The 22,241-nt window shown below is 73.2% G+C and carries 16 protein-coding genes; 10 read left to right on the forward strand and 6 right to left on the reverse strand.

The window, feature by feature from the left end:
- Nucleotides 1-8: 8 nt before the first annotated feature.
- Nucleotides 9-1,133 carry an alpha/beta hydrolase gene (locus ACWD4B_RS09535; RefSeq protein ID WP_451420232.1) on the forward strand — a complete coding sequence of 375 codons (1,125 nt, stop codon included), beginning with the start codon at nucleotides 9-11 and terminating at the stop codon, nucleotides 1,131-1,133.
- A gap of 32 nt (nucleotides 1,134-1,165) precedes the next feature.
- Here the strand turns inward: ACWD4B_RS09535 and ACWD4B_RS09540 are convergent, their stop codons facing one another.
- Nucleotides 1,166-2,272: an NlpC/P60 family protein gene (locus ACWD4B_RS09540; RefSeq protein ID WP_451420266.1), complete on the reverse strand. Its 1,107-nt coding sequence runs from the start codon at nucleotides 2,270-2,272 to the stop codon at nucleotides 1,166-1,168.
- A gap of 281 nt (nucleotides 2,273-2,553) precedes the next feature.
- Here ACWD4B_RS09540 and ACWD4B_RS09545 point away from each other — a divergent pair, with 281 nt between their 5' ends.
- Together ACWD4B_RS09545 and pcrA are read left to right on the forward strand one after the other, a co-directional pair.
- Nucleotides 2,554-2,907, forward strand: a complete 354-nt coding sequence (locus ACWD4B_RS09545; protein ID WP_451420233.1) for a hypothetical protein — start codon at nucleotides 2,554-2,556, stop codon at nucleotides 2,905-2,907.
- A 59-nt stretch (nucleotides 2,908-2,966) separates the two neighbouring features.
- The gene (gene pcrA, locus ACWD4B_RS09550; RefSeq protein ID WP_451420234.1) at nucleotides 2,967-5,477 is read left to right on the forward strand and encodes a DNA helicase PcrA; all 2,511 of its coding nucleotides are present in this window, start codon (nucleotides 2,967-2,969) and stop codon (nucleotides 5,475-5,477) included.
- A gap of 97 nt (nucleotides 5,478-5,574) precedes the next feature.
- On the opposite strand, the gene ACWD4B_RS09555 is transcribed toward pcrA, so the two are convergent.
- Together ACWD4B_RS09555 and ACWD4B_RS09560 are read right to left on the reverse strand one after the other, a co-directional pair.
- Entirely contained in the window at nucleotides 5,575-7,011 is a 1,437-nt protein-coding gene (locus tag ACWD4B_RS09555) for a M23 family metallopeptidase (protein WP_451420235.1), read from the reverse strand.
- A 195-nt stretch (nucleotides 7,012-7,206) separates the two neighbouring features.
- The gene (locus ACWD4B_RS09560) at nucleotides 7,207-8,004 is read right to left on the reverse strand and encodes an esterase/lipase family protein (RefSeq protein WP_451420236.1); all 798 of its coding nucleotides are present in this window, start codon (nucleotides 8,002-8,004) and stop codon (nucleotides 7,207-7,209) included.
- A 375-nt stretch (nucleotides 8,005-8,379) separates the two neighbouring features.
- Here ACWD4B_RS09560 and ACWD4B_RS09565 point away from each other — a divergent pair, with 375 nt between their 5' ends.
- Nucleotides 8,380-8,790, forward strand: coding sequence for a cobalamin B12-binding domain-containing protein (locus tag ACWD4B_RS09565; protein WP_336414774.1), 411 nt, complete (start codon nucleotides 8,380-8,382; stop codon nucleotides 8,788-8,790).
- 228 nt (nucleotides 8,791-9,018) lie between these two features.
- Here the strand turns inward: ACWD4B_RS09565 and ACWD4B_RS09570 are convergent, their stop codons facing one another.
- Both ACWD4B_RS09570 and ACWD4B_RS09575 read right to left on the reverse strand, forming a co-directional pair.
- Entirely contained in the window at nucleotides 9,019-10,623 is a 1,605-nt protein-coding gene (locus tag ACWD4B_RS09570) for a DUF5691 domain-containing protein (RefSeq protein ID WP_451420237.1), read from the reverse strand.
- 13 nt (nucleotides 10,624-10,636) lie between these two features.
- The gene (locus ACWD4B_RS09575; RefSeq protein WP_451420238.1) at nucleotides 10,637-12,016 is read right to left on the reverse strand and encodes an SWIM zinc finger family protein; all 1,380 of its coding nucleotides are present in this window, start codon (nucleotides 12,014-12,016) and stop codon (nucleotides 10,637-10,639) included.
- 127 nt (nucleotides 12,017-12,143) lie between these two features.
- Here ACWD4B_RS09575 and ACWD4B_RS09580 point away from each other — a divergent pair, with 127 nt between their 5' ends.
- The 6 genes from ACWD4B_RS09580 to ACWD4B_RS09605 all read left to right on the forward strand — a co-directional run bounded on the left by ACWD4B_RS09580 (nucleotide 12,144) and on the right by ACWD4B_RS09605 (nucleotide 21,281).
- Nucleotides 12,144-13,280: an ATP-binding protein gene (locus tag ACWD4B_RS09580; protein ID WP_451420239.1), complete on the forward strand. Its 1,137-nt coding sequence runs from the start codon at nucleotides 12,144-12,146 to the stop codon at nucleotides 13,278-13,280.
- Nucleotides 13,277-15,676, forward strand: coding sequence for a DUF5682 family protein (locus tag ACWD4B_RS09585; protein WP_451420240.1), 2,400 nt, complete (start codon nucleotides 13,277-13,279; stop codon nucleotides 15,674-15,676). Before ACWD4B_RS09580 ends, ACWD4B_RS09585 begins: the two co-directional genes overlap by 4 nt.
- Nucleotides 15,673-16,878: a VWA domain-containing protein gene (locus ACWD4B_RS09590; RefSeq protein WP_451420241.1), complete on the forward strand. Its 1,206-nt coding sequence runs from the start codon at nucleotides 15,673-15,675 to the stop codon at nucleotides 16,876-16,878. The genes ACWD4B_RS09585 and ACWD4B_RS09590 overlap by 4 nt, the downstream gene beginning before the upstream one ends.
- Nucleotides 16,879-17,083: 205 nt before the next feature.
- Nucleotides 17,084-18,262 (forward strand): ADP-forming succinate--CoA ligase subunit beta, encoded by a 1,179-nt coding sequence (sucC, locus tag ACWD4B_RS09595; RefSeq protein WP_451420267.1) that lies wholly within the window; start codon nucleotides 17,084-17,086, stop codon nucleotides 18,260-18,262.
- A 21-nt stretch (nucleotides 18,263-18,283) separates the two neighbouring features.
- Complete coding sequence (gene sucD, locus ACWD4B_RS09600) at nucleotides 18,284-19,168, forward strand: succinate--CoA ligase subunit alpha (protein WP_336414779.1); 885 nt, start codon at nucleotides 18,284-18,286, stop codon at nucleotides 19,166-19,168.
- A 163-nt stretch (nucleotides 19,169-19,331) separates the two neighbouring features.
- Nucleotides 19,332-21,281, forward strand: coding sequence for a cell division protein PerM (locus ACWD4B_RS09605; RefSeq protein ID WP_451420242.1), 1,950 nt, complete (start codon nucleotides 19,332-19,334; stop codon nucleotides 21,279-21,281).
- Nucleotides 21,282-21,374: 93 nt separating this feature from the next.
- Here ACWD4B_RS09605 and ACWD4B_RS09610 read toward each other — a convergent pair whose 3' ends face one another.
- On the reverse strand, nucleotides 21,375-22,133 hold the full coding sequence (locus ACWD4B_RS09610) for a hypothetical protein (protein ID WP_451420243.1): 759 nt from the start codon (nucleotides 22,131-22,133) through the stop codon (nucleotides 21,375-21,377).
- Nucleotides 22,134-22,241 lie beyond the last annotated feature (108 nt).

Consider the following 22,241-nt stretch of genomic DNA (forward strand, 5'->3'; position numbering starts at 1 on the left):
ACCGCCCGATGAGCCTGACAGGAACGCCCTTCTTCCTGACCGCGATCGTCCTGGTGGTGCTGGCCCTCGCCCTGCCGCTCACCCTCTGGGCGAAGATCGGCGGGCCCAGGCCGGTCCGGCAGATCACGCGCTTCTTCATGCTGCTGTTCGCGCAGATCACGGCGGTCGTCCTGGTCTTCGTGATCGTCAACAACACCAACGGGCTCTTCGACAGCTGGGCCGATCTGTTCGGCACCGGCAACCACGTCAAGGCGGCGGCCGACCTGGGGCCGGACGGCACCGGCGGCCGCAAGGCCGACGAAGGCCCCAAGGAAGTGCAGAAGTTCAAGCCCGCCTCCGACAACCGGATGGGCCCGGGCGTCCAGGAGACCGAGTTCAAGGGCCGAATATCGGGCGTGGAGGGCGAGGTCTACGTCTGGCTGCCGCCGCAGTACAACGACCCGGCGTACCAGAACAAGAAGTTCCCCGTCGTCGAGGTGCTGCCCGGCTTCCCCGGCTCCGCCAAGGCCTGGTTCGGCTCCCTCAACGTCAACACGCAGCTCAAGCCCCTGATGGAGAAGGGCGAGGTCGCCCCGTTCATCATCGTGGCACCCCGCACCACCCTCCTCGGCGACACCGACTCCGGCTGCGCCAACATCCCCGGCAAGGTCAACGCGGACACCTGGCTCAGCGTCGACGTCCGCAAGATGGTCACCGACACCTTCCGGGCCGAGGACTCCGCCGACGGCTGGGCGGTCGCGGGCTACTCCGCCGGAGCGCACTGCGCGGCCAAGCTCGCCATCGCGCACCCGGACCGCTACCGGGCCGGCGTGGGCCTGTCCGGCTACAACGACCCTGTCGGCGAGCCCGCTTCGCTCACCGCCAAGACCCCGCAGCTGCGCGACGAGAACAACCCCTGGAAGATGCTCCAGCGCGCCCAGACCCCGCCCCGCGTGGCGTTGTTCCTCTCGGGTGCGGAGACCGACGGCTACCAGGCGGGCATGGCGATCAAGCAGTCGGCCAAGCCGCCGACGACCGTGCAGGTGACCCTGATACCGGCGGGCGCCGGCGGCCACGGCACCGCGGTGTGGAAGAAGCAGGTGCCGGACGTCTTCCGGTGGCTGACCAAGCAGCTGAAGGCGCCCACGGCGTAGGCCCGTTCGACAGCGGTCGTCAGCAACGGCCGTCAGACCGGCCGCGTCGCCCCCGCGAACGGCATCTCGTCGATGGGCGCGATCCGCACGGGCGCCCCGGGGTGCGGGGCGTGGATCATCCGGCCGCCGCCGATGTAGAGCCCGACGTGGGTGATGCCCGGGTAGAAGAACACCAGGTCGCCCGGGGCGAGCCGGTCCCGGGCGATCCGCTGCCCGGCGTTGATCTGGGTGTACGTGGTGCGCGGCAGCGACACCCCGGCCGCCTGCCAGGCGGCCTGCGTCAGGCCCGAGCAGTCGAAGGAGGACGGGCCCGTCGCCCCCCAGACGTAGGGCTTGCCGAGCGCGGAGTAGGCGAACGCCACCGCCTGCGCGGCCCGTCCGGAGACGGCCGAGGCCGCCTCGTGCACCGTGGTGGAGGAACTCCCCTCCCCCGTCACGGACTTCACCGCGCCGCCTGCCGCATCGCCTGCTGCACTGCCGGCCGCCCGGACGGCCGTTCCGGTGTCGCCGCTCTCGACGACCGCCCGCTCCTCGGACGGCAGCTGGTCGAGCACCTGCCGGGCCTGGGCCAGCTTGGTCTCGATGGTGTGCTTGTGCTGAGCCAGCCTGGCCTCGTCCGTCCTGAGCTCGGTGAGCTGGGCCTCGGCGGTGGTCCGTACCTGCCGGACGTCCCGCAGGTCGTGCTGGACGGCCGCGACGACGGCGGCCTGCCGGGAGCCCGCGCGGTCGGCCATGGAGGCCCGCTCCAGGTACCGGTCGGGGGAGGAGGACAGGAAGAGCCGGACGGTCGCGGGGATGCCGCCCTCGCGGTACTGGGCGGTGGCGAAGGACCCCAGGGCGTTGCGGGCGGCATTGAGCCGTTCGGTCCTGCGGGCGGCCTCGTCCTGGAGTCCGTCCAGCCGCTGCTGGGCCCGGTCGGCCCGCTCCTTCACCCCGTCGTACTGCTCGGTGGCCGCCTCGGCCTGCTGGTAGTAGCGGGCGACCTGGGCCTTGGCCTGTGCGGGGGAGAGGGCGGGGGAGGCGTGGCCGGTGCCCTCCAGGGCCGTGGCGGTGGCGGCGCCCGCCAGGGCGAGGGTGGCCGCCGTCCGGACGGTCGTGCCGGCGAGCTGGTGGAGCCTGGGCTTGCGGTGCGACGCCACGGTGGCCGTCACTTCCTTCCGGTCCGGCAGAGACGATGCCCGGCGACGGCCCGCACGAGGGGGGAGAGAACGGGCCGCCGCCGTCTGCAGGAGGACGCTAAACCGCGGGATCCGCGGGAAACGGGCATGACCGGTAATGCCCGTAATCGTCGGTTTGGCGATCGTGTCCGGCAGGCTGCCCCGGCGGGTGCGGAAGGATCATTGCCTCCTGTGACCGATGCGGTGTTCCAGCCGGACCTCATGACGAGCGGGTGCTATGCGTCCGGTTAATGTCGGTTCTCATGGACGTACTGATTCACGCCGTGATCGCTCTGCACATCATCGGCATCGCCTCGCTGCTCGGCGGCTTCCTGACCCAGATCAAGGCCATGGGCAAGGGGGAGGCGCGCATGGTCCCCGCGATGCTGCACGGCGCGCTCACCATGCTGGTCACCGGCGTTGCGCTGGTCGGCCTCAACCAGGCCCAGGGCGACACGCTCAACAACTTCAAGATCGGCCTGAAGCTTGCGCTGTTGGTCGTGATCCTGGGGCTGGTGTACGTCAAGCGCGACGACGAGAAGGTCGACGCGGCGGCTTTCGGCACGGTCGGCGCACTGACGACGGCCAACGTCTTCATCGCCGTGCTGTGGGTGTGACCACGGCCTGACCGGATCCGGGACCGGCTGTCGGCGGGGCGGCCTAGACTCGGGAGGCGATGAGCAGCCTCTTTGACGACAGCTTCCTGGCGGACCTGGCCCCCTCCGACGAGGAGCCCCCTCCGCCGCCCCCGGAGGACGACGCGGCCCCGGAGCCCCTGCCGGACGACCTGTTCGGCGGGGCATTCGACGTGCCCGTCCCCCGCGAGGCGTACTACCGCGACGGCGCCGTGCGCCCGGCCGTCGATCCGGCGGCTCTGCTGGAGGGGATGAACGAGCAGCAGCGCGAGGCCGTGGTGCACACCGGCTCGCCGCTGCTGATCGTCGCGGGCGCCGGCTCCGGCAAGACGCGCGTCCTCACGCACCGCATCGCCCATCTGCTGGGCGCGCGCGGCGTGCACCCGGGCCAGATCCTCGCGATCACCTTCACCAACAAGGCCGCGGGCGAGATGAAGGAGCGCGTCGAGCAGCTCGTCGGCCCGCGGGCGAACGCGATGTGGGTGATGACCTTCCACAGCGCGTGCGTCCGCATCCTGCGCCGCGAGAGCAAGAAGCTGGGCTTCACGTCCTCCTTCTCGATCTACGACGCGGCCGACTCCAAGCGGCTCATGGCGCTCGTCTGCCGCGACCTGGACCTCGACCCGAAGAAGTTCCCGCCGAAGTCCTTCAGCGCGAAGATCTCCAACCTCAAGAACGAGCTCATCGACGAGGAGGCCTTCGCCGGGCAGGCCGCGGACGGTTTCGAGAAGACGCTCGCCCAGGCGTACGCGATGTACCAGGCCCGGCTCCGCGAGGCCAACGCCCTGGACTTCGACGACATCATCATGACCACCGTGCACCTGCTGCAGGCCTTCCCGGACGTGGCGGAGCACTACCGGCGCCGCTTCCGGCACGTCCTGGTCGACGAGTACCAGGACACCAACCACGCCCAGTACACGCTCGTGCGCGAGCTGGTCGGCACGCCGGAGAACGCGGGCGAGGAGGGCCCCGGCGAGCTGTGCGTCGTCGGTGACGCCGATCAGTCGATCTACGCCTTCCGCGGCGCCACCATCCGCAACATCCTCCAGTTCGAGGAGGACTACCCGGACGCCACCACGATCCTGCTCGAGCAGAACTACCGCTCCACGCAGACGATCCTCAACGCCGCCAACGCGGTCATCGAGCGCAACGAGAACCGCCGCCCGAAGAACCTGTGGACCGAGGCCGGCGAGGGCGCCGCCATCACCGGCTACGTCGCCGACACCGAGCACGACGAGGCCCAGTTCGTCGCCGACGAGATCGACCGGCTGACGGACGCCGGCGACGCCAAGGCGGGCGACGTGGCCGTCTTCTACCGGACCAACGCCCAGTCCCGCGTCTTCGAAGAGATCTTCATCCGCGTCGGCCTGCCCTACAAGGTCGTCGGCGGCGTGCGCTTCTACGAGCGCAAGGAGGTCCGCGACGTCCTGGCCTACCTGCGGGTGCTCGCCAACCCCGAGGACACCGTGCCGCTGCGGCGCATCCTCAACGTGCCCAAGCGCGGCATCGGCGAGCGCGCCGAAGCCATGATCGACGCCCTGTCGCTGCGCGAGAAGGTCAGCTTCGCGCAGGCGCTGCGCCGTGTGGACGAGGCCTACGGCATGGCCGCCCGCTCGGCGAACGCCGTCAAGCGCTTCAACGTCCTGATGGAGGAGCTGCGCACGGTCGTCGAGTCCGGCGCCGGGCCCGCCACGATCCTGGAGGCGGTGCTGGAGCGCACGGGCTACCTCGCCGAACTCCAGGCCTCCACCGACCCGCAGGACGAGACCCGCATCGAGAACCTCCAGGAACTCGCAGCCGTCGCCCTCGAGTTCGAGCAGGAGCGCACGGAGGAGGAGCCGGGCACCCTGGCCGACTTCCTGGAGAAGGTCGCGCTCGTCGCCGACTCCGACCAGATCCCCGACGAGGCTGAGAGATCAGCGGCTGGCGCCGCGGGGGAGGGCACCGGCGTCATCACGCTGATGACCCTGCACACGGCCAAGGGCCTGGAGTTCCCGGTCGTCTTCGTCACGGGCATGGAGGACGGCGTCTTCCCGCACATGCGCGCCCTCGGCCAGACCAAGGAGCTGGAGGAGGAGCGCCGGCTCGCCTACGTGGGCATCACGCGGGCCCGCGAGCGGCTGTACCTGACCCGGTCGAGCATGCGCAGCGCGTGGGGCCAGCCCTCCTACAACCCGCCGTCGCGGTTCCTGGAGGAGATCCCCGACCAGTACGTGACCTGGCGGCGCACCGGGCCGGCGACGCCCTCGGCGACGATGGGCTCGATGGGGTCGGGGCGCGGCGGCTCGGGCATCACGTCCGGCTTCGCGTCGTCGCGCGGTTCGGGTTCCGGTTCCGGCAAGGCGGGGCCGAGCGGGTTCGCCACGCGCCGCGCCAAGGACCGTCCGGTGGTCTCCCTGACCGTCGGGGACCGGGTCACGCACGACTCGTTCGGACTCGGCACGGTCGTCGGGGTCAAGGGCAGCGGGGACAACGCCGAGGCGACGATCGACTTCGGCGAGGAGAAGCCGAAGCGGCTGCTTTTGCGGTACGCGCCGGTGGAGAAGCTTTAGCTTTGGCCTTCGCTGCGGGTCGGCTGTGGCTGGTCGCGCCCACGCGGCGGAGCCGCATATCGAAAGCAGCCCCGCGCCCCTTCGGGCGCGGGGCCTCCTACGTCGGGTCCAGGTCGTGGCTGCGGAGCCACGGGAGGGGGTCCACTGCCGAGCCGCCGGGGCGGACCTCGAAGTGGAGGTGCGGGCCGGTGGAGTTGCCGGAGTTGCCGGAATAGGCGATGACGTCCCCGGCCTTGACCTTCCCCGAGCGCAGCTTGTAGCTGCTCAGGTGGCAGTACCAGGTCTCGGTGCCGTCCGCGGACGTCACCTTGGCCATGTTGCCGTAGGCGACGTTGTACTGCGTGCTGACGGTGCCGTCGGTGGCGGCCATGACCGGAGTGCCGTAGCTGACGGGGAAGTCGATGCCGGTGTGCACCGACATCCAGTTGACGCCCGCCTGTCCGAAGAAGGCGCTCAGGCCGTGCTGGCTGACGGGGAGCGCGAACTTCGGGCGCTCCGCCTCTTTTCGGGCGGCTTCCTCCGCCTTGCGTTTGCGCTCCTCCTCCTGGCGGGCCTGGAGGTCGAGCCGCTCCTGGTTGCGGCTGGCGCGGGAGGCGAAGTCGTCGGCGCCCTTGCTGAGACCGGCTAGCTGGGTGTCCAGCTTGCTGTTGGCCGCCGAGAGCTTCACCGGCTGCTCGGGGGCGGCCTGTGTGTGCGGGGTGTCCTTGTGCCCGCCGGCCGCCACGGACGCGGCGGCGATCCCGGCCACGCCCATGACGGCCACCGAGGGCACGGCGACCGTGAGGAGCGCCCGGCGGCGGGGGCGGTAACCGGCGCGCGAGGCAGCGCCCTTGCGGCGGTTGCGGGCGGGGGCGGCCGGGGACGGCTCCGCCGCCGGGGCCTCCGCCTCCTCCATGTCGAGGACCGACATGGTGCAGGTCTCGGCGTCGGCCACACCGGAGAACCCGGAGACGGCGGACACGTCGGTCATGAGGGTCGGGGTGGGGACGACCGCGGGCGCCGGCTCGGGCTCCGGGGCCGCCTCCGGCGCGGTCCCGGCGTAGCCGCCGGTGTCCCAGGCCTGGGTCTGCGAGTAACCGGTGAAGTCCCACTGGGCGGAGGTGTTCCAGGACGGGTAGTACCCGGAGGTGTCCCAGGTCTGCGTCATGGCCTGGTCGACGGGCGGCTGTTGCGCGGCGTGCGCGTTCGTCCCCCAGCCACCGGGGTGTTCCGAAACGCCGGAGCCGTACGTGTCGTACGAACCGGCCGCGGCCCAGCCGGAGCTGTCCCCCAGCCCGGTCGGCTGCCCGCCGTCGCCGAGGTCGTAGCCGCTGAAGTCCCAGGTCTGGGTCTGCCCGCTCGCGGCGCCCCATGTGCTGGTGGTCTCCCAGTGCCCCGAACCGCCGGAGGCGTACGTGTCGTAGGCGTATCCGGCGTAGCCCTGCGGTGCGTTGTCCTGCTGCTCGTACGGCGACGGGGCGTAGTGCCCGTAGGAGGAGGCATCGTGAGCGGGAACGGCCGGAGCCGGGCCCGCCGACGGGTGACGGTCGTTCACCACCACTTCCATTTCGCCTTGGGGGCAGGAGAATTAGCGGCGACTGTACCCGGCGGTATGCGACGGCGACAATCTTCCCCACGTTTCGGGCATGCGGACGTCGGGCATTTAGCCGCCTTTTGGTGGACTGAACCCGGGCGGCTCGACTTGACGTTCGATATACGTTCGACAACGGGCCGTACGGGACCCCGTCGGTCAGGCCACCGAGGCCGCCCCGGCACGGCCGTCCGCCGTCTCCTCCGTGGTCAGCGCCTGCCGGATGCCGGCGGCCACCTCCGCGTGCACGGGGAGGGCGAGATGACCCACGCCGCTCACCCGCACACTGCGCGAGATCAGATCCGGATGATCGATCCGTGCAGTCTCCACCGGGATCATGATGAGATCGAGCTCGCTCCAGAAACTGACGAATTGCGTGCCGCATTGCGGCGCAGGTTCCGAGAGCTCCGCGACGATCTCGGAATCGGGACGCATCTGCCGGGCCAGCGGGTGCCCGGGCACGATGCCCGCCAGGTGTGTGCCGGCATGCGGGGTGCCGAGCGTGACCAGGGTGCGGACCCGGGTGTCACCGCCCATCCGCTGCACGTAGTACCGGGCGATCAGGCCGCCGAGGCTGTGCCCGACGACGTCGACCTGCGGGCTGCCGGTGCGGGCGCAGACCTCCTCGACGTGCCCGGCGAGGAGCGCGGCCGCGGCGCGGACGTCGCACGTCAGCAGCGAGAAGTTGAGGGTCAGGACGTGCTGCCAGCCGTGCCGCCGCAGGGAGCGGCGGAGGAGGACGAAGACCGAGCGGTTGTCGATGAAGCCGTGGAGGAGGAGCACCGGCGGGCGGTCCTCGCCGTCGCCCTCCTGTTCGCTCCGCGGCCCGGAGACGGCAGGCGGCGGGGGGCGGCGCTCCTGCGCCAGGCCCGTCGGATAGAGCAGGACGTGCACCGTGAGGATCAACAGCTCGAGCACCGTGGACCGCAGCAGAGCGGCAGAAGGGCGTACGAGCATGCGGAGATAGGGCAAGGCCCCCATTGGCCGACCTCCCGAACGGCACACATGCAGGGCAACTGTCCCCCGTGTGCCCTGGCGGGCAGCTGTGCGCTGCCTGCCGCACCGCTGAGCCATGCGGCTGGGACGGCTCTGCGGCACGGCGGCCTCGCCGCGGCTCCCCTCGTGGCCGCCCCGCGGCCCGGCGGCTCTTGGGGTCCGGGCGGCGCTGCGGCCCGTGAGACGCGGGAAACGGGAGCGGTGAGAAGCGAACGTGGTGTCCCACGTGTGATTTCCCCCTCGCTCTCCACCGCGAAACGGCCGGTTGCGGGATGCTGTGGATAACGTTCGTTCACATCCCCGGCCGGTTGGCGGCGGTAGTGCATGGAGGCAGTGATGGGAGTGACCGGTCCGATCCGCGTGGTGGTGGCCAAGCCGGGGCTCGACGGCCATGATCGCGGCGCCAAGGTCATCGCGCGGGCGCTGCGCGACGCGGGCATGGAGGTGATCTACACCGGGCTCCATCAGACGCCCGAGCAGATCGTCGACACCGCGATCCAGGAGGACGCCGACGCGATCGGGCTGTCCATCCTGTCCGGCGCGCACAACACCCTGTTCGCCAAGGTGCTGGAGCTGCTCCGGGAGCGCGACGCCGAGGACATCAAGGTCTTCGGCGGCGGCATCATCCCGGACGAGGACATCCCGCCGCTCAAGGCGCTGGGGGTCGCGGAGATCTTCACCCCGGGCGCCACGACGGCATCGATCGTGGAGTGGGTCAACGCCAACGTGCGCCACGCGGTGGGCTGATCGGGGCACCACGGTGCCCCGAAGGGGCGCGAGGAACTGCGCGATCGGCCACGATGCGCCCGCAGTCGAGTCCCCCAGCTACCTCCCCCAGCTACCGCTGGGGGTGCCCCCAGGAGGTGCCCCCAGGGGGCTTCGCCCCGGACCCCTGGGGTGGTGCGTCGGCTGAGGGCCGGTGGGGGCTGGTCGCGCCCACGCGGCGAAGCCGCATGATGTAACAGCCCCGCGCCCCTACGGGGCGCCCAACTCCTCCCGCATCACCCCCCGCAGCCGCAGCGTGCCCACGAGCCGACGGAACGCCTCCGCCCAGTAGCCGGAGGCCCCCGGCGGAGCCGACTCCTCGTCCGGCGCCGAAGTGAGCACCGCCAGCCGCCCGGCCTCCGCCGGGTCGAGGCAGCGCTCCGCCATCCCCATCACCCCGCTGAAGCTCCACGGATAACTCCCCGCGTCCCGCGCGATGTCGAGCGCATCCACCACCGCCCTCCCCAGCGGCTCCGCCCACGGCACCGCGCACACCCCCAGCAGCCGGAACGCGTCCGACAGCCCGTGCGCGGCGATGAAGTCGGCCACCCAGGAGGCCCGTTCGGCGGGCGGCAGGGCCGACAGCAGCTTCGCCGGGTCGCGCCACGTCCCCCCTTCCGGCGCGGGCGGCGCCGTCGCCGGGCCCAGCAGCGCCCTCGCCCACGCGGCGTCCCGCTGTCGCACGGCCGCCCGGCACCAGGCGGCGTGCAGATCGGGCTGCCAGCCGTCGGCCACCGGCAGGGCCACCGCCTCGGCCGCGCCCGTGACGCCGAGCCGCTCGTACCACGTCGCCAGGGGCGCGGCCTCGACCAGCTGGGTCAGCCACCACGACCGCTCGCCCCTGCCGGACGGCGGCTTGGCGACCACGCCGTCCCGCTGCATCGCGCTGTCGCACTCGGGCGGCGCCTCCACCGCTATGCGCCGGTCCTCGCGGGTGCCGGCGAGGTCCAGGGCCACGCAGGCACGGGCCCGTTCGGCCATCCGGGCCGCGAGGGCCGAGCCGGGGAGGGCGGACAGGAGCTCGGCCGCCAGGGCCCGCACATTGCGGCTGCGGTCGGACAGGGCCTGCTCCAGGAACGGCTCGTCCGCGAGGGAGACGCCCTCCCGCAGGGTGTCGAGGAACATCAGCCGGTCCTCCGCGCGCTCCTCGGCCCACGTGGTGGCCAGCAACTCCCGGGCGGCCGCCGGATCGCCGCGCCGCAGGGACGTCAGCAGAGCGGCCCGCTCGGCGAACAGCCCCTCGTGCCACACCTGTTCACCGGCTGCCGAGGGCAGCGCCGCGCTGCCCGCCGCGGTGCCGCGCAGGGCGTACGCCCACTGCGGGTTGAGCCGGGCCAGCCACAGCGCGCGCGGCCCGGCCAGGGCGAGGGCCTCCGCCCGCAGGTCGCTGCGGGCGCGGGCCGCGTCGAGCAGGCCGGGCAGCAGCGCGGCGGGAGCCCGGTAGCCGTGGCCGTTGGCGGCGGTGAGCCACTGCGGCAGCAGCTCGGTCAGATCGGGCGCGTAGCCCGGACGGCCCGCGCCGCCGGAACCCGCCCGGTCGGCGAGCAGCAACGCCAACCGCCGGGCGGCGGCGGCCGGCAGCGGCGGACGCGGATCGTCCGGGGCGGTATCGGGACGGGCCCTGGCCGCCGCCGGCAGCAGGGCGGCGCGCCGCTGCACCGTGCGCAGCGCGGCCTCGTCCAGCAGCGCTGCCGCCGGATCCTGCCCCGGGCGCGGCTGCACGGGCGGGGTGCGCCGCTCGGTGCCGAGCAGGGCGGCGGCGACGAGCTCGCCCCAGGAGGGCGTGTGCGCGGTGGCGCACGGGGTGGTGGTCATGCCTCGATTCCCTTCACAGTGTCACGAGTTCCGGCGCCCACGCGGCCAGCGGTGCGAAGCCCCGGTGACCGCATTCACCGAAGACCGTCACCGGGCCGCCGCCGGATATCGCCGCGAGCTGCCACAGGCCCGTACGGTCGCTGCACCGCGGGTCGACGGGCAGCGCCGACTCGCCGCCGGCATCGGCCAGTTGCCAGCCTTGCTCCGGATCCGGGACCGGGACCACGTCCGACAGGACCACCGGCCACGCGTCCAGCCAGGGATCGTCGCGCAGAGCCTCGCCGTAGGCGCGCAGGGCCGCCTCCGTGCCGGCCCCCGGCGGGGGCGCGGGGGAGGGGGCGGGAGGTGCGTGGCGGGCGCCCAGGACGGCCCGCAGTGGACGGGCCGAGGGGTGGAAGGCGAGGTCGGCGTCCAGCACGAGGCCTGCGGGCAGCGAGAGTTCGGGCGCCCTGCCCCCTCCGCCGTAGGAGAGGAGGAGCGCCATCCGGCCCGTCGCAGTGCCGTGGAGCCAGATGCGGCGGATGATCAACCGGCTGTCGTCGCCGTCCTGCTGGGCCAGGACGAGCCAGCGGTCGCGGACGGGCACGGCCGAGGCCAGCACGGCTGCCGCGTCCGTACCGACCCCGACGCGGCTGCGCACCGTCGCCGCGAGCGGCCCGGGGAGCCGGTCCGCCTGCAGGAAGCCCTGGTTGAGGGTATGGAGCAGCGCGCACTCCTCCAGCAGCCGCGACGCCCCGGCCGCACCCGACAACGGTGCCAACTCCCTTGTGCGCGAAGCCAGACCCGGCGCCTGGGCGTCGACCATGCGGGCGGCCGTCTCCTCCCACTGCCCGTACGCGGACCCCTCGGCGGCCGCCAGGCCGTGCCGCAGCAGATCCACCAGCCGCTGCTCCAGCTCCGCGGCACCCGCGGCCATGCGCTGCGCCCGGCGGTCCGCCCGGCGCCGGGCCGACTCGCTGTCGGCCGCGGGCTTCCCGGACCCGCCGCCCGACCCCGCCACGGCCTCCGGCGCCGTGCGGGCGCGCTGCCTCCGCCGGTCCAGCCAGGCGCCCGCCCAGGCCGGGGGATCCTCTGCCGTGACCGCCACGGCCTCCCCGCCCGAGGACCACAACAGCAGCAGCCCCAGGGCGTGTTTGCACGGGAACTTGCGGCTCGGGCACGTGCAGTGGAAGCCCGGACCGGCCTCGTCCACCAGATCCACGACCGTCCGGTACGGCGTGCTGCCGCTGCCCCGGCACTCCCCCCAGACCGCGCCTGCACCCCCCTCCGTGCGGGCACCCGCGCCCGACCACGGGCCCGGCACCCCGAGCCGCGCGCCCGCCTTGCGTGATGCAGCGTCAGGTGCGAGCGCGAGCACCTGATCCTCCGTCCGGCGTTCCCCCTGCGGATTCATGCCGACCATGCTGGACCCAGGCACTGACAATCGGCCTCGGCGCAGAGAAACCTCAGGTCAGGGCGATTGTCAGTGGGGTGGTGCAGGGTGGTTCACGCATCCCGGAACCGCACGACGAGGGGGACTTGTGACCGTGTCCGGAATCCCAGCCGCCACCATGCCTTCCACCGGGTCCCAGGCCCGGACCCAGGCCCTGCGCCCGCACGCCGAGGACGCCTTTGCGGCCGAGCTCGCGGCGCTCGCGGCCGCCGACGACCGTCCCAGGCCCGCCCGTTGGCGCCTGTCGCCCTGGGCCGTGGCCACATACCTGCTCGGCGGCACGCTGCCCGACGGCACCGTGATCACGCCCAAGTACGTGGGCCCGCGCCGCATCGTGGAAGTTGCCGTCACCACGCTCGCCACCGACCGCGCGCTGCTCCTGCTCGGCGTGCCCGGCACGGCCAAGACCTGGGTGTCCGAGCACCTCGCCGCCGCCGTCAGCGGCGACTCCACCCTCCTGGTGCAGGGCACCGCGGGCACCGCCGAGGAGGCCATCCGCTACGGCTGGAACTACGCCCGCCTCCTGGCCCACGGACCCAGCCGCGAAGCGCTCGTGCCCAGCCCCGTCATGCGTGCCATGGCCGAGGGCCTGACCGCCCGCGTCGAGGAGCTCACCCGCATCCCGGCCGACGTCCAGGACTCGCTCATCACCGTCCTCTCCGAGAAGACCCTGCCCGTCCCCGAACTCGGCGAAGAAGTCCAGGCCGTTCGCGGCTTCAACCTCATCGCCACCGCCAACGACCGCGACCGCGGTGTCAACGAACTCTCCAGCGCGCTCCGCCGCCGCTTCAACACCGTCGTCCTGCCCCTGCCGGAGACCCCCGAGGCCGAGGTCGACATCGTCGCCCGGCGCGTCGAACAGCTCGGCCGCGCCCTCGACCTGCCGGCCGCGCCCGACGGGGCGGACGAGATCCGGCGCGTCGTCACGGTCTTCCGCGAACTGCGCGACGGGGTCACCACGGACGGCCGCACCAAGCTCAAGTCGCCCTCGGGCACGCTCTCCACGGCCGAGGCCATCTCCGTCGTCACCGGTGGCCTGGCGCTCGCCGCACACTTCGGCGACGGAGTGCTGCGCGCCGGCGACGTGGCCGCGGGCATTCTCGGCGCGGTCGTCCGCGACCCGGCGGCCGACCGGCTGGTCTGGCAGGAGTACGTGGAGACGGTCGTCCGCGAACGGGACGGCTGGAAGGACTTCTACCGCGCGTGCCGCGAGGTGTCCGCATGACCACGGCCCCCGCCCTGCTGGGCGTACGCCACCACGGCCCGGGCTCGGCCCGCGCCGTGCGGGCGGCACTCGACCGGTGCCGGCCGAGCGCCGTGCTGATCGAGGGCCCGCCCGAGGCGGACGCGATCGCCCACCTCGCCGCGGACCCGCGGATGCGCCCGCCCGTGGCCCTGCTCGCCCACGCCACCGACGACCCAGGCCGCGCCGCCTTCTGGCCGCTCGCCGAGTTCTCCCCGGAATGGGTGGCCCTGCGATGGGCCCTGTCCCACGACGTGCCGGTGCGCTTCATCGACCTTCCGGCGGCTGTTTCGCTCGCGTTCGGTGAGGAGGAGGTGTCCGGTGCGGAGCGCCTCAACGCTCCGCCGGAAGTACGGTACTTCGGCTGCGGGCTGTCCGTGGCCGGCCGCGCAGTTCCCCGCGCCCCTTACGGGGCACGGAACGCCGCCCCGGCGTCCGGCCCCTCCGGTCGGGACGACCCCCTCGGTGCGCTCGCCGCAGCCGCCGGGTACGGCGATGCCGAGGTCTGGTGGGAGGACGCCGTCGAACACCGGCGAGAGGGGGGCGCCGGCGGCGATGCGCTGGCGCCTTTCCTGGCCCTCGCCGAGGCCATGGCGGAGCTGCGGGCGGGCCGTGGTCCCGTCGGTGCGCGGGATGCCGTGCGTGAAGCGCACATGCGGCTGAAACTCCGCGAGGCGCGGCGGGAGTTCGGGGACGGTGTCGCCGTCGTCTGCGGCGCCTGGCACGTGCCGGCCCTCGCCGAGAAACGGACGGTGGCGTCCGACCGGCAGCTGCTCAAGGGGCTGCCCAAGGTCAAGGCGGCGATCGGCTGGGTGCCGTGGACGCACCGGCGGCTGGCCCGGCGCAGCGGCTACGGCGCCGGGATCACCTCGCCCGGCTGGTACGCGCATCTCTTCCATGCGCCCGACCGGGTGGTCGAGCGCTGGATGACCACGGTCGCCCGGCTGTTGCGCGAGGAGGACCGCCCCGTCTCCTCGGCCCATGTCATCGAGGCCGTACGGCTCGCCGGGACCCTCGCCGCGATGCGCGGCCGCCCGCTGGCCGGGCTCGCCGAGACGACCGACGCCGTGCGCGCGGTGATGTGCGACGGGTCCGACGTGCCGCTCGCCCTCGTGCGGGACCGCCTCGTCATCGGGGACGTGCTCGGCGAAGTCCCCGACTCCGCGCCGGCCGTGCCCCTCCAGCGCGACCTGGACCGCCTGCAGCGCAGCCTTCGGCTGAAGCCCGAAGCCGCCGTCCGCGAGCGCGAGTTCGACCTGCGCACCGACAACGACGCGGCCCGCAGCAGACTGTTGCACCGCCTGCGGCTGCTCGGCGTCGACTGGGGCGAGCCCGTGCGCTCGCGTGGCTCGCTCGGCACCTTCCGGGAGACCTGGCGGCTGTGCTGGGAGCCCGAGTCGGCCGTTCGCGTCGCCGAGGCCGGCATCTGGGGCACGACCGTGGAGGGCGCGGCCACGGCCAAGGCGGAGTCCCTGGCCCGCGAGTCCGGCAGCCTCGCCGAGGTCACGGCGCTGGCCGAGCAGTGCCTGCTCGCCGGGCTCCCCGACGCCCTCCCGGTGGTCATGCGCGCCCTAGCCGACCGGGCCGCGCTCGACACGGACGTGGGCCAACTGGCCCGGGCCCTGCCCGCGTTGGTCCGTTCCGTGCGCTACGGGGACGTCCGCCGCACCGGCACCGCTGCTCTCGGCGAGGTGGCCGAGGGGATCGCCGAGCGGGTCTTCATCGGGCTCCCCGCCGCCTGCGCAGGGCTCGACGCGGATGCGGCGGCGGAGATGCGGGGGCACGTCGATGCGGTGCACCAGGCCGTCGGCCTGCTCGGCAAGGAGCCGCTGCGTGAGCGCTGGGCCGCCGTCCTCGGCACCCTCGCCGCCCGCGAGCACCTGCCCGGGGGCATCAAGGGCCGGGCCGTCCGGCTGCTGCTGGACGACGGGAGGCTCCCCGAGGGCGAGGCAGCCCGGCTCATGAGTCTTGCGCTCTCCGCCGGCGCGGCCCCGGCCGAAGCTGCCGCCTGGATCGAGGGGTTCACCGGCAGCGGCGGCTCCGGCGGCATGCTCCTCGTCCACGACGAGCGGCTCCTCGCCCTCGTCGACACCTGGCTCACCGGCGTGCCACCGGATGCGTTCACGGACATCCTGCCCCTGCTGCGCCGCACCTTCTCCGCCTACGAACCAGGGGTGCGCCGCACCCTCGGCGAGCTGATCCGCAGAGGCAGCACGGGCGCACCGGCACCGGCCGGGGACGGCATGCCCGGATTCGGCCCGGAGCTCGACGCCGCACGCGCGGCGGCCGTCCTGCCCACGCTGCGCCTGCTGTTGGGCCTCGACGCCCGGACAGAAGAGGACGCCTCACCAGCATTCACCGGGGGAGCACCACGATGAACGCCACGATGACCGCCACCGCCACCGCCACCGCCACCGCCACCGCCACCGCCACCGCCGAGCGGCTGCGCCGCTGGCGCCTCGTGCTCGGCGACGACAGCGGCGCCGACGGCACCGGCTGCGCCCTCGCCGGCACCGACGCCGCCATGGACCGCACCCTGCAGGCCCTCTACGGCGACCGCTCCGGCGAGGACCGGGCCGACGGCACCCGGCGCGGCGCCGGGCTCGGCGGCTCCGCGCCGCGGATCGCCCGCTGGCTGGGGGACATCCGTACGTACTTCCCGACGTCAGTCGTCCAGGTGATGCAGCGCGACGCCATCGAGCGGCTCGGCCTGTCCGCCCTGCTGCTGGAGCCCGAGCTGCTGGAGGCCGTCGAGGCGGACGTCCATCTCGTCGGCACCTTCCTCTCTCTCGACCGGGCCATGCCCGAGACGGCGAAGGAGACCGCGCGGGCCGTCGTCCGCAAGGTCGTCCAGGACCTGGAGCGGCGCCTGTCGTCCCGCACCCGGGCCACCCTCACGGGCGCGCTCGACCGCTCCTCCCGCGTCGCCCGCCCCCGCCACCGCGACATCGACTGGGACCGCACGATCAGGGCCAACCTCAAGCACTACCTGCCCGAGCACGGCACGGTCGTCCCCGAGCGCCTGGTCGGCCACGGGCGTGCGGCGCAGTCCCTGCGCAAGGAGGTGGTGCTGTGCATCGACCAGTCCGGCTCGATGGCCGCCTCCGTCGTCTACGCCTCGGTCTTCGGCGCCGTCCTGGCCTCGATGCGGGCGCTCGACACCCGTCTGGTCGTCTTCGACACCTCCGTCGTGGATCTCACCGACCAGTTGGCCGATCCGGTGGACGTTCTCTTCGGCACCCAGCTCGGCGGCGGCACGGACATCAACCGCGCCCTCGCCTACTGTCAGTCCCGCATCACCCGCCCGGCCGAAACGGTCGTGGTCCTCATCAGTGATCTCTACGAGGGCGGGATCCGGGACGGGATGCTCAAACGGGTGGCGGCCATGAAGGCCTCCGGAGTGCAGTTCGTGTCCCTGCTGGCGCTCTCCGACGAGGGCGCCCCCGCCTACGACCGCGAGCACGCGGCGGCCCTGGCGGCCCTCGGCGCCCCCGCCTTCGCCTGTACGCCGGATCTCTTTCCCGAAGTGATGGCGGCGGCCCTGGAGAAGCGTGCGCTGCCGATACCCGAGTCCGGATGACGCCTCCGCCTGTGAGGCTAATCACGGCCGGAGTGTGAGCTGCGATTTAGGGCCGCCCCTCCGGCGGGGATAACCTGCGAGACGGACATGCCGCGTCAACGGTGATCGTGTGCCGCCCTCGTAATAGATCGCGTCCTCACGCTGCCCCGCGGCACGCCCGCGCAGACAACGAACCGCGATATCCATGGAAAAGGGACTGACGCGCGTGGACCTGTTCGAGTACCAGGCGAGGGACCTCTTCGCCAAGCACGGTGTACCGGTGCTGGCCGGTGAAGTCATCGACACGCCTGAGGCGGCGCGCGAGGCCACTGAGCGGCTGGGCGGCAAGTCGGTCGTCAAGGCTCAGGTGAAGGTCGGCGGCCGCGGCAAGGCCGGCGGCGTGAAGCTGGCCGCCACCCCGGACGAGGCCGTCGCCCGCGCGACGGACATCCTCGGCATGGACATCAAGGGCCACACGGTCCACAAGGTCATGATCGCCGAGACCGCTCCGGAGATCGCCGAGGAGTACTACGTCTCGTACCTCCTCGACCGGACCAACCGCACCTTCCTGGCCATGGCGTCGGTCGCCGGCGGCATGGACATCGAGGAGGTCGCCGCCACGACCCCCGAGAAGCTCGCGAAGGTCCCGGTGGACGCCAACGAGGGCGTCTCCATCGAGAAGGCCCGCGAGATCGTGGCCCAGGCGAAGTTCCCGGCCGAGGTCGCGGAGCAGGTCGCCGAGGTCATGGTGACCCTGTGGAAGACCTTCGTCGCCGAGGACGCCCTCCTCGTCGAGGTCAACCCGCTCGCCAAGGTCGCCGACGGCCGCGTCATCGCCCTCGACGGCAAGGTCTCCCTGGACGAGAACGCGGACTTCCGCCAGCCGGGCCACGAGGAGCTGGTCGACAAGGCCGCGGCCAACCCGCTGGAGGCCGCCGCCAAGGAGAAGCACCTCAACTACGTCAAGCTCGAGGGCCAGGTCGGCATCATCGGCAACGGCGCGGGTCTCGTCATGAGCACCCTGGACGTCGTCGCCTACGCCGGCGAGAAGCACGGCGGCGTCAAGCCCGCCAACTTCCTCGACATCGGCGGCGGTGCCTCGGCCGAGGTCATGGCCAACGGTCTTGAGATCATCCTCGGCGACCCGGACGTCAAGTCCGTCTTCGTCAACGTCTTCGGCGGCATCACCGCCTGTGACGAGGTCGCCAAGGGCATCGTCCAGGCGCTCCAGCTCCTGAAGGACAAGGGCGAGGACGTCTCCAAGCCGCTCGTCGTGCGCCTCGACGGCAACAACGCGGAGCTGGGTCGCAAGATCCTTTCCGACGCCAACCACCCGCTGGTGCAGCGCGTGGACACCATGGACGGTGCGGCCGACAAGGCCGCCGAGCTCGCGGCTGCGAAGTAAGGGACGAGGTCACAGCACACCATGGCTATCTTCCTCACCAAGGACAGCAAGGTCATCGTCCAGGGCATGACCGGCTCCACGGGCATGAAGCACACCAAGCTCATGCTCGCTGACGGCACCAACATCGTCGGTGGCGTCAACCCGCGCAAGGCCGGCACCTCCGTCGACTTCGACGGCACCGAGGTCCCCGTCTTCGGCTCGGTCGCCGAGGCGATGGAGAAGACCGGTGCCGACGTCACCGTCGTCTTCGTCCCGCCGGCCTTCTCCAAGGCCGCGGTCGTCGAGGCGATCGACGCGGGCATCGGCCTGGCCGTCGTCATCACCGAGGGCATCGCCGTCCACGACTCGGCCGCCTTCTGGGCGTACGCCAAGGCCAAGGGCAACAAGACCCGCATCATCGGCCCCAACTGCCCCGGTCTGATCACCCCGGGCCAGTCCAACGCCGGCATCATCCCGGGCGACATCACCAAGCCCGGCCGCATCGGTCTCGTGTCCAAGTCCGGCACGCTGACCTACCAGATGATGTACGAGCTCCGGGACCTCGGCTTCAGCTCCTGCGTCGGCATCGGTGGCGACCCGGTCATCGGCACCACGCACATCGACGCGCTGAAGGCGTTCCAGGACGACCCCGAGACCGACCTGATCGTCATGATCGGCGAGATCGGCGGCGACGCCGAGGAGCGGGCCGCGGACTTCATCAAGGAGCACGTCACCAAGCCGGTCGTCGGCTACGTGGCTGGTTTCACCGCGCCCGAGGGCAAGACGATGGGCCACGCCGGTGCCATCGTGTCCGGCTCGTCCGGTACCGCCCAGGCGAAGAAGGAGGCCCTTGAGGCCGCCGGTGTGAAGGTCGGCAAGACCCCGTCCGAGACGGCCCGCCTGGCGCGCGCCGCCCTCGCCGGCTGACCCTCCGCCGCTTCGGCCGCACGGTCGATTCGTGGGCCCGCACCCCTGCCTGGGGGTGCGGGCCCACGGCCGTTTCCGGTGCTCGCGGCCGTGGTGAGGGCCTGCGAACGCGACACGACGGTCATGTGACCGATACCCGGACCAAAGCCGCGTTCTTGGCAGCATGTCTCTCGTGACCCACTACGCCGACCCTGGCCCGTTGTTCCCGTCGCGCCAACGGCCCGCCCTGCGCGGCCAGTCCGCGGTGAGCACGGTCTTCCTCGGCGGAGTGGTCGCCGCGGGGCTGGGGCTCGGGGCCTTCGCCGTGGGCGTCCTGATGCTGTGGATCATCTCCCCGTACCCCGACAGCGGGCCCACGGGGGCGCTGCGCGTCGCCGCCGACCTGTGGCTGCTGGCGCACGGCGCCGAGCTCGTACGGACCGAGACGCTGTCCGGCGCGCCCGCCCCCGTCGGGCTGACGCCGCTGCTGCTCTCGCTGGTGCCGTGCACCCTGCTCTACCGCACGGCGCGGCACGCGCTGGAGCCCGTCTCCGACGAGCCGCCGGAAGAGGAGGAGGACGGCAGGTTCGTCTGCGTGGAGGACCTCATGCACGCGGACGAGGCCGCCGGGACCGAAGAGGCGGAAGCGCCTTCCTCGCCCGCCCCTGACCCCGCTCCGGCCACCCGGCTCCCGGTGCGCACGGCGCTCGGCGTCTACCTGGGCGGCTACCTGTTCGTGGGCACCGCGGCCGCGCTCTACGCCGCCCCGTCCCCCGTGCACGTCTCGCCGCTGAGCGCCCTGCTCCATCTGCCGCTCTTCGCCGCACTGTTCGCGGCTGCCGGGATGTGGGCGGCCGCGGGGTGGCCGGCCTGGTCGCCGGCCGGCCGTGCACGGCGCGTGGTGGACGCGGTGCCCGGATGGGTGCGCCGCTGGTTCACGCGCCGGCGCGTGATCGCGATCCTGTGGACCGCTGCCGTCGGCACCGCCGCGCTGCTCGCCGAGGGGATGCTGGTCGTCGCCGTGTCGCTGGCCGTGCACGCGGGCGGGGTGCGGGAGGCCTTCGCCCAGATCGCGGCGGGCTGGGCCGGGCGGGTGTCGGTGGGGCTGCTGAGTTTCGTGCTGCTGCCCAACGCCGTGGTCTGGGCGGTGGCGTACGTGCTGGGGGCCGGGTTCGGCGCCGGCACGGGCAGTGTGGTCGCGCCGCTCGCCGTGCAGAGCCACCACCCCGCGCTGCCGCATTTCCCCCTGCTCGCGGCGCTGCCGGGGCCGGGGGCCGCGGGGGCGCCGGCGGTGGTGGCCACGGTGGTGCTGTCGGTCGCCGCGGGGGCGGCCGTCGCCCATGCCGCGGTGCCGGGGCGGCCGGTGGTGGCGGGACGCCGCGAGGTGACCGTGACGGCCGCGCTCGGGGCGGTGCTCTGCTCGGTGGTGGTCACCTTGCTGGCGTACGCCTCGGCCGGTTCCCTCGGCACGTCCGTCCTCACCCGCTTCGGCCCGTCGTGCCTGCACACGGGGGAGGCGGCGCTGATGTGGACGGCCTCGGTCGGGGTGCCGGGTGCGCTGGTGCTGCGGTGGCTGCGGCGGAGGGCGGAGCGCGGTGCCGGGGCGCCTGCGGCGGAGGCCGTGGACGGGGCGGTGCCGGCGCCGCCGAGGACGCGGGCCAGGGCGCGGGCCAAGCGGCGGCCGGTGTGGCCGGTGCGGGTCTACCGCGCCACCGCGGCGTGGTTCGGCTTCGCGGTCGGGGGCGGGGCCGACGGCCCGGCCGTGACGTACGCGTACGCATCGGAGACGCTGCCGCTGAAGCCGACGGTGGAGGAGGCGGCGGCCGCCGCCTCGGCGGCTCCCGAAGCGGATGCGGAAGAGGAGGAGGGGACGGAGGCGGACGTGTCCCCGCCCGCGCGACGGCGGCGGGCCAAGCCGCAGCCGAAGCGGGTGTTCCGGGGCCGCCGGCGCAAGGCGACGACGCACGGGGCGGTGCCGATTCCGGGGTCGGTGTTCTCGGCCTCGTACCACGGGCCGCCGGCGGAGGCGTGGCACGAGACCGGGTCCCGGCGGGTGCGGTGGGCCGCGCTCAAGGAGTCGGGCGGCGGACTGATGCCGGACTTCGAGCCGCAGGACGGGGACGCCGCCCCGTAGGGGCGCGGGGCTGTTCGCATATGCGGCTCTGCCGCGGGGGCGCGACCAGCCACTGACGACCTGCAGTCGACGCACAGGCGCCAGGGCGGAGCCTTAGTCCTGCACCTCCAGCAGCGGGCGCAGCTGCTTCGGCAGGTGGGTCTCGCAGGACTGGCGGGACGTCTGCGTCAGCGCGTCGTCCACGCACGTGTAGTAGTCCCGGTACACCAGCTGGAAGGCGAATGTCGTCGCCACGATCACCAGGGCCAGGCCGCCCGTGACCAGGCCGCTCACGGCCGCCGTGGTCTGCGGGCGGAAGCCGCCCGGCGGGGGCGGCGGGGCGTCCGGGTCGCGCGGCTTCGGCTTGGCGCGCAGCGAGCTGATGCCCCAGTAGACCGAGAGCGCGCCGAGCAGCAGGGCCACCTGCGGGATGCTGAACAGGGCGAAGAAGAAGCCCCACATGCCCGCCAACAGGGCGTAGCGTGCGCGCCGTTGGGCCGGGTCCGTCGGGTCCCAGCGCAGGCCGCCGTTGCCGCCGGGCAGCGGGCCCTGCGGGCCGCCGCCGGGGCCGCCGCCGAAGCCGCCGTCGTGGCGGCCGGGCTGGCGGTTGCTCCACTGGCTGCCCCAGCCCGTGGGCTGGTCCTGGGGGCCGTCGCCGGAGGAGCCGTCGTCCCCGGAGGGTGTCCCCGAGGCCCCCGGCGACTGCCGCCGCGGCTGCCAGGGGCGGTCCGCCCGGCCCTCGGGCGGGGGTGCGAAGGGGTTGTCGTCCTGCTGGTCCGCGGAGGGCGGTGCCTGGCGGTCGTGCGGCATGCGGAACGCGTGCGCGGCGGGCAGCGGGGGGCGGTGAGCCGCGTGGCGGCGTCGGTCCGGCATGTGGAGTGTGTCTTCCCCTGGTCTCGTCGTCCTGCACTTCGAGCCTACGGCGGCGTGCGTGAAGCGTCCGCTTGCAGACGCTACCTCCCGTGCGTGCCCCCGTCCCGT

Source organism: Streptomyces sp. NPDC002536, assembly GCF_053594995.1.

Coding starts and splice junctions, on each gene's coding strand:
- ACWD4B_RS09535 (WP_451420232.1), top strand. CDS start 9: ATGAGCCTGACAGGAACGCCCTTCTTCCTGACCGCGATCGTCCTGGTG.
- ACWD4B_RS09545 (WP_451420233.1), top strand. CDS start 2,554: ATGGACGTACTGATTCACGCCGTGATCGCTCTGCACATCATCGGCATC.
- pcrA (WP_451420234.1), top strand. CDS start 2,967: ATGAGCAGCCTCTTTGACGACAGCTTCCTGGCGGACCTGGCCCCCTCC.
- ACWD4B_RS09560 (WP_451420236.1), bottom strand. CDS start 8,004: ATGCTCGTACGCCCTTCTGCCGCTCTGCTGCGGTCCACGGTGCTCGAG.
- ACWD4B_RS09565 (WP_336414774.1), top strand. CDS start 8,380: ATGGGAGTGACCGGTCCGATCCGCGTGGTGGTGGCCAAGCCGGGGCTC.
- ACWD4B_RS09570 (WP_451420237.1), bottom strand. CDS start 10,623: ATGACCACCACCCCGTGCGCCACCGCGCACACGCCCTCCTGGGGCGAG.
- ACWD4B_RS09575 (WP_451420238.1), bottom strand. CDS start 12,016: ATGAATCCGCAGGGGGAACGCCGGACGGAGGATCAGGTGCTCGCGCTC.
- ACWD4B_RS09585 (WP_451420240.1), top strand. CDS start 13,277: ATGACCACGGCCCCCGCCCTGCTGGGCGTACGCCACCACGGCCCGGGC.
- ACWD4B_RS09590 (WP_451420241.1), top strand. CDS start 15,673: ATGAACGCCACGATGACCGCCACCGCCACCGCCACCGCCACCGCCACC.
- sucD (WP_336414779.1), top strand. CDS start 18,284: ATGGCTATCTTCCTCACCAAGGACAGCAAGGTCATCGTCCAGGGCATG.
- ACWD4B_RS09605 (WP_451420242.1), top strand. CDS start 19,332: ATGTCTCTCGTGACCCACTACGCCGACCCTGGCCCGTTGTTCCCGTCG.
- ACWD4B_RS09610 (WP_451420243.1), bottom strand. CDS start 22,133: ATGCCGGACCGACGCCGCCACGCGGCTCACCGCCCCCCGCTGCCCGCC.